The sequence below is a fragment of the Asaia bogorensis genome (assembly GCF_900465345.1).
GTDB classification, from domain to species: domain Bacteria; phylum Pseudomonadota; class Alphaproteobacteria; order Acetobacterales; family Acetobacteraceae; genus Asaia; species Asaia bogorensis_A.
The window spans coordinates 24666-30665 of sequence record NZ_UEGO01000014.1 but is presented as its reverse complement, the minus strand read 5'-3'; the positions used below and the strand labels follow the sequence as shown (position 1 = coordinate 30665).

At 57.8% G+C, this 6000-nt stretch carries 7 protein-coding genes and 3 pseudogenes; 4 read left to right on the top strand and 6 right to left on the bottom strand.

The window, feature by feature from the left end; translation table 11 throughout:
• The 6 genes and pseudogenes from ED655_RS08095 to ED655_RS08070 all read right to left on the bottom strand — a co-directional run.
• The coding region (locus ED655_RS08095) for a right-handed parallel beta-helix repeat-containing protein (RefSeq protein ID WP_205836007.1) at positions 1–1502 on the bottom strand (1502 nt) is incomplete at its 3' end.
• A gap of 29 nt (positions 1503–1531) precedes the next feature.
• Positions 1532–2008 carry a lysozyme gene (locus ED655_RS08090; RefSeq protein WP_122049735.1) on the bottom strand — a complete coding sequence of 159 codons (477 nt, stop codon included), beginning with the start codon at positions 2006–2008 and terminating at the stop codon, positions 1532–1534.
• Positions 2005–2649, bottom strand: coding sequence for an IS5 family transposase (locus ED655_RS15735; RefSeq protein ID WP_240993575.1), 645 nt, complete (start codon positions 2647–2649; stop codon positions 2005–2007). Before ED655_RS15735 ends, ED655_RS08090 begins: the two co-directional genes overlap by 4 nt.
• A 43-nt stretch (positions 2650–2692) precedes the next feature.
• Positions 2693–2914, bottom strand: a pseudogene (locus tag ED655_RS16065) (transposase); the annotation flags it as partial.
• A gap of 372 nt (positions 2915–3286) precedes the next feature.
• Positions 3287–3505 (bottom strand): hypothetical protein, encoded by a 219-nt coding sequence (locus ED655_RS08075; RefSeq protein WP_205836005.1) that lies wholly within the window; start codon positions 3503–3505, stop codon positions 3287–3289.
• An 82-nt stretch (positions 3506–3587) separates the two neighbouring features.
• Positions 3588–3743: a zinc-binding dehydrogenase gene (locus tag ED655_RS08070; protein WP_162993440.1), complete on the bottom strand. Its 156-nt coding sequence runs from the start codon at positions 3741–3743 to the stop codon at positions 3588–3590.
• 105 nt (positions 3744–3848) lie between these two features.
• On the opposite strand from ED655_RS08070, the pseudogene ED655_RS16060 reads away from it, so the two are divergent.
• The 4 genes and pseudogenes from ED655_RS16060 to arfB form a co-directional block, all read left to right on the top strand.
• Positions 3849–3935: pseudogene (locus ED655_RS16060) on the top strand (hypothetical protein); the annotation flags it as partial.
• Between the two features lie 58 nt (positions 3936–3993).
• Positions 3994–4173: a hypothetical protein gene (locus tag ED655_RS15875; protein WP_240993574.1), complete on the top strand. Its 180-nt coding sequence runs from the start codon at positions 3994–3996 to the stop codon at positions 4171–4173.
• Between the two features lie 12 nt (positions 4174–4185).
• The gene (locus ED655_RS15720; RefSeq protein ID WP_240993573.1) at positions 4186–4770 is read left to right on the top strand and encodes a LysR substrate-binding domain-containing protein; all 585 of its coding nucleotides are present in this window, start codon (positions 4186–4188) and stop codon (positions 4768–4770) included.
• Between the two features lie 462 nt (positions 4771–5232).
• Positions 5233–5653: pseudogene (gene arfB, locus ED655_RS08060) on the top strand (alternative ribosome rescue aminoacyl-tRNA hydrolase ArfB).
• The last annotated feature ends 347 nt before the right edge of the window (positions 5654–6000 follow it).

Genomic DNA, 6000 nt, shown 5'->3' with positions numbered 1-6000 from the left:
ATGCAGTAAGCGCGCTGGCCCTCGGTGCCACTGGTTGGGAGTGATGCGAGCGTATAGGACGGAACAGGCTGTCCGGTGACGGGCTGATAATAGCCAAACGCCGTATTCGGCCCGATAGCGCCTTGGGTGTTGCTGCTCAGGTCGTTGTCCTGACCGATACGGGCAACGCTCGCTGTAGGAATAGTGCAGGAGCCGTTTGCGGTCGTACCCGCGTAAACGCCGTATTCCTGCGTTGTCCCATTGATATTGCCAACGTAATTCCCTGCAACAATCAAGGATCCGATATTCGAGCACAAGCTAATCCCGCCCAAGAACGGGTTGCTGTTGCCGCTTCCGGCCTGCACGTTGTCAGCGAGAATATTGCCGGTCAGCACTGCTTCCAGATCGCCCGCGACGAGAATGCCCGCGAAGCCTGAGCCGCTCACATAGTTGCCGTACAGAGCGGCGCTTTTCGCCTGATAGGTGTCAATCCCGCTGCCAGACGCGCCAGCTATCGTGTTCGCGGATCCAATAATGGATGCGCCATTCGCTGCATAAATTCCCGCAGCGTATGCGGAGGCATTCGGGATAAGCGTGTGCTGCTGGTTCGTCATGTCAAAGACGTTACCGGAGATAATCGTCCGCGCATTTTCGGTCACGCTGGCTCCATCGAGCCCAACGTCCGAAATATGATTGTTCTGAATGAAATTGTCTTGCCCGTATCCGGCGGCCGTGCAGCAGACAACGATGCCGGCATAGGCATCGGACATGCTGAGCGTTGTTTTCCAGTGGTTCCCAATATTGCGAATTGTACTGCCGACCACGCCAGAACGGTTGGATTGYGAAAACAATACCGCCTGACGAGGCGCATTCTGGACTGTGACGGAATCAACAACCGCGTTCGTCGTCTGGTAGCCTTGAACAACAGGGCTGGTATTGCTTCCATCCACGCCGCCACCATCGAGGATCAGGCCGTAAATCCGCATATCCTGTGCAGCCGATGCGAATTGCGCCAACGGGCCAGACAAAGAAGACGTAGCCTTGATGGTCGCTGCGTTCAGCGCTGAATAGAATGCAGTACCTGCYGGAACAATCAGCGTCGATCCGACCATGCAGGCCGTGACTGACGGCGGAACAAGGACCGATGGAGTGCCGGAAGACGATGCCGCCGATAGGGCTGCGTTGATCGCCGTCGCGTCGTCTGTCGCCCCGTCGCATTTTGCGCCAAAATCCCGGATGGAAAGCACTTCGTGCAGCTTGGCAGCAAATGCCTGGGCAGACGTGCCCCCTTGCGCTGTTGCCACCGCTGCATTGACATCAGTGCTGGTCAGTTCGCCGCCCTGGACCTGTAGGCCATTGGCCTGACCGTTGACTGCATCCACCTTTGTTCCGATTGCCGCAGCAACGGTGGGAGATGCCACGATATCGGCGGGATTGCCGGTCTCCTGGTAAGATTTCCAGGCCGGTGTGGAATTGGACGAGGCCGCCACGGACGGGGTTACTGCAAGGAGCAGCGCCGCCACGAGGGCCAGCGCCGGAAGGAGGATACGCTTCATGCGTCACCTATGTTTTGCGTACTGCGCCCCAGGAACACGCCGCTTTCGATCCTGCGGCGGCGCTGAAGACCGGGTAGGACGATAAGCTTTCCATTCACCGTGGCCTTGTCCCAGACGAGGAATTGCTGCGCTGCCGAATTGTAGAGGCGCCGTATCAGGGGCGGGGCGCTGGCAGCGTTGGTGCCGATATTGAACTGCCATGAAAGTAGAGCGTCCTCCTGATAATCCATTAGCATTAGAATTGCGAATGAGCGAAGCTTCTCCAGAAGAATCATGACAGTATTCCGCAGCGGGTCAAGGGCCTGCGGCTGGGTGATCGGCTTCGTCGTGGCTGTGACAGGCGTGCCGTCAGGAAGGAATCGATTGCCGTAGCCGACCGTCCAGTAATTGGCAGGATATAGATAGGGCTTGAGACTCAGGCCTTCGAAGTCGTCACGCGAGATCAGCGCGGTTGCGATGTCGATGCCGGTCATTGCACCCACCCCGCCAGATGCGTGGTGACGTAGCCAAAGGCAGCGCCGGTTATGACTAGCACCCAGCTTGCCCAGCCCCGCAGGCTTCCAATCTTGTGCATATCCGCGCGTACCGCGCCGATTGCCCAGGTCGCGTTGATAAAAGATTCAATCCAAAGCCTCGCGGCGACGAGGTTGAGGAAATTCATGAATGACAAGGCGGTTTTGTCGTATTGGGTTGCAATACGCCGCATCTGCTTGAGCCTGTTGAACATGCGCTCAATGCGATTGCGGTCTTTGTAACGCCGCCAGTCTGTTTTCTGTGGAGCATTGCGGCCTTTGCGTGATGGAATAACTGGCAGGATCCCACGGAACAGCAGATCCTGGCGGAAGCAGTCGCTGTCATAGCCCCGATCAGCCAGCATGGCTTTGGGGTTTGGAACCGGAAACATCATCAGGGCATCTGTGGCTTTGTAATCCGAGACCTGACCTTCGCTAAGGGCAAAGCCGAAAGGACGTCCCTGATTGTCGCACCGGGCGTGGATTTTGCTCGTAAAGCCGCCGCGTGATCGACCAAAACCCTCTGTATGAGCCCCCCCTTTGCACCTGTTGCCTGGGAGTGGGCGCGGACCACGGTACTGTCGACCATTGCTGCCAGTCATCACTCAGACCCAGGTCCACCAGGGTTTGCAGCAGGTCATCCCATACACCCGGTTCAGCCCAACGCCGGAACCTGACATAGACCGAGTTCCATTTTCCGTAGCGCTCATGCATGTCCCGCCACGGACAGCCTGCGCGCAGAACATGCAGCATGTCAGTGAGAGACAGGCGGTTGTCTGCAGCTGGGCGCACCCAACGTCTGTGCTCAGGTGACAGAAGCGGGCCAATCAACGACCATTCATGATCCGTCAGATCCCCTCGTGCCATCCCCGCTTCACCTTATCGCCTTCGTCGAAGCAACCAGTGAATCAGGTCTCAGGATGAGCGTATAGACCTTTTGTCAACGTGACCTACTCCGTTTCTTGGCCACGATGGCATCAAAATTCTGGACTAAAAATCTGTCAGACTTTTATTTGCAGCGCTGGCTAAATAAGTATTCGTTGGCATGATCTGCCCCAAGCGGGCTCCCTTGTTGAAGCATTGATAATGGACTGTCCGCTTCAGATCATGGGAGATGGTATGACCGACATAGGGCGGAAGCAGCCGACGGCGCCATGTGAAACTGTTCCATTCCACGCGAGTGGCGATCAAACGGCGGCTTATGATGCCAGCGCGGCCAGCTTTCTGGTCTGTTTTGGTTTAGCGTCGCAGCAGCGCGTGCTCGGCGATCACGTCGGGCGTCTGATGCCCGCTTGCATAAGCGTGTCCCGATTCCGCGATGAAAGACAGCCGTTCGGGGTTGTCGCGCGTGGGAAAGTCGTCGGCGTCGTACACCGCCTTCCACTTCATGCCGTAGAGGTCCGAATGAACTACGGTGTGTCCCACTGCCGACAACGTCTCGGCGGTCACGTCGACCATCTGCCGTGTCAGCGAAGTGGGTTAGGGATGCGCGTAAACGATTAGTATGTTCATGGTCCAATGCTCCTACTGTATACGTTGATCAGAGCTCGGCAACGACGTTGCCGGAGTGCCTGCCGCTCTTCTGTAGCCGGACGGCGTCGTTGAGCTCTGCGAAAGGAAAGGAACGGTCGATCGTCGGGTGTCCGTAGATAGCATCGATTTCGTCGCAGGGATCGCGATAGGCGTGGACGTTCAAGATTCAACTCATGTCGGCGATGTCCTTCGTGGCCTGTATCTGAGGATGATGCGCCGATATGGGGTATTGTTGAAATCGAATGATTTGTGTGTCGCTATCCACTGAATGGATATCGGATCCTTCGATCTCAACCTGCTCGCAACGCTGGACGTGCTGCTGACCGAGCAAAACGTCACCCGCGCCGCGCGCCGGCTAAACCTCAGCCAACCCGCCCTCTCGGCGCGGCTGGCGCAACTGCGGATCGTGCTGGGTGGATCAATTGCTGCTGCCCGGGCCGCGCGGCATGGTGCCGACCGCCCGCGCCATCGCCCTGCGGCAGCCGTTGCGCGCGGCCCTAGACGGCGTGCGCGATGTGGTGGCCACCGCAAACCCGTTTGTTCCCTCGACGGCGGAGGGCACTGTCGCGATCGTCGCCAGCGACTATATTTAGTACGCCGTGCTGATGCCTTTGGTCCTTCGTCTATGGAAGGAAGCGCCCGGGATACGGATCGCCTGGCGTACCGCCGACATTGAGGCCGGAATTCGTCCGTTCGAACAGGGCCTTGCAGACCTGTATCTGACAATACCACAAGACATCCCCGACGGCTTGCGCATGAAGCCGCTCTTTGATGAAAATTACGTTTCGATCGCTAGGGCCGATCATCTGGTCCTGCAAGGTTCGCTCGACCTCGAGACGTTTTGCAGCTTGGAACACGTCATCGTCTCGCTCGAGGGCGGCGGGTTCTCAGGACCGACCGATGTTGCGCTGGCGGCCCTGGCACATGCCCGACGCGTCATGCTCTCGGCGTCCGGCTTTCTGATGGTACCGGAGATGGTCGCCCGCTCGGACATGGTCGCCCTCGTGCCGCGCCGCATCGTGCAGGGACGTGGCCTTGAGTTGCAGATCCTGCCGCCGCCGATCCGCGTCCTGGGCTTTACCATCGCCATGGCCTGGCATGATCGCACCGCCACGCATCCGTTGCACCGGTGGATGCGCGAGATGATCGCGGTCGTCGCTCGGACAACGGTTTCGGATGTCGGGGTATGATTGTCATGTTATACAGCCAGACGCGATGTCCGCTCTGCGGCTGCCTGCTTACGCCCGCAAGCGTCCGCAAAGAAGGCGGCGCTGCTGTACGGCTTCGAGTACATCGGAGAGAGTCAGCAGTCTCTGAGGTGCGCTTTCTTGTTTATTGTGGAAATGCTTGAGCCGCACCAAGGGACAATGATTCAAAGCGGGCACCTGAAAGTTCCCTAATTGATGAAAGTATTCGCGATCACGATGAACTTCCCCAAGGGCGCCCTAAATTTCTTATTTGAAATGTATATGGCGAAGCCAGCGTGGTCGCTTGCTCTCGATCTCGCCCTAATGCAATAGCGTTAGAGGCATGCTCTGCGGCCGGCACATAGGGGAGGATGCGGGGTAATCGACCTCTTTAGGGAAGCGTTTGAACGCTCCATACACAGCGCATGCGGGCATTTCGCGGTGCGATATGCTATGGGGCGCGTCATGGCAATTCCCATTCTTCCCGGCCTGTCTCTTGCCGATTACGAACTTCAGATCAGCTATATTCTGGCGTCCGGGCCCGGCGGTCAAAACGTCAACAAGGTTGCGACCGCAGCACAGCTACGTTTCGATACCGCGCGTTCCACGTCTTTGCCTGAACGGGTGCGCGTGCGACTGCTGGAAATCGCTGGAAGCCGGGCGACGCGAGATGGCGTGGTCGTCATCACGGCCTGGCGTTTCCGCATGCAGATCCGCAACCGCAAGGACGCAATCGAACGTCTGATCACAATAATCCGCGAAGCTGCTCACCGTCAGGCGTTCCGCATTCCCACGCGCCCGGGGCGAGCGGCGCGCGCGCCGGATGGACAGCAAATCCCATCGTGCGGGGATCAAGCGCGGACGTGCTGCGCCCCGCGACGATTGAAACCGGCGGCTGAATTCGCGAAAGCATCCACTTTTTGAATGTACGCGCGGCAAAGCAGTCAGGCCGCTATCCTTACACTCCCGTCGTTGCAGTCAATGAGAGCAACAGGAACTCCGCAATCTAGAGCGAGCAAGAAGTTTAGGTTATCTCAGTGAGAGTACTACCCGCCCAAATCCACCTCTCTATGCTGCCCCCAACGAGAGTGGGTTCAAATGTACTTTCATCCTCCCCTCTCATTAATGCAGCGAATTTTCTCTCGAACGTATGCATTAATTTTGGGGTTCTGGCATTGAGAGCGACTGCGCCGATCATTTCTGGACCAACGTCCACTGTTTGATGTACAAACT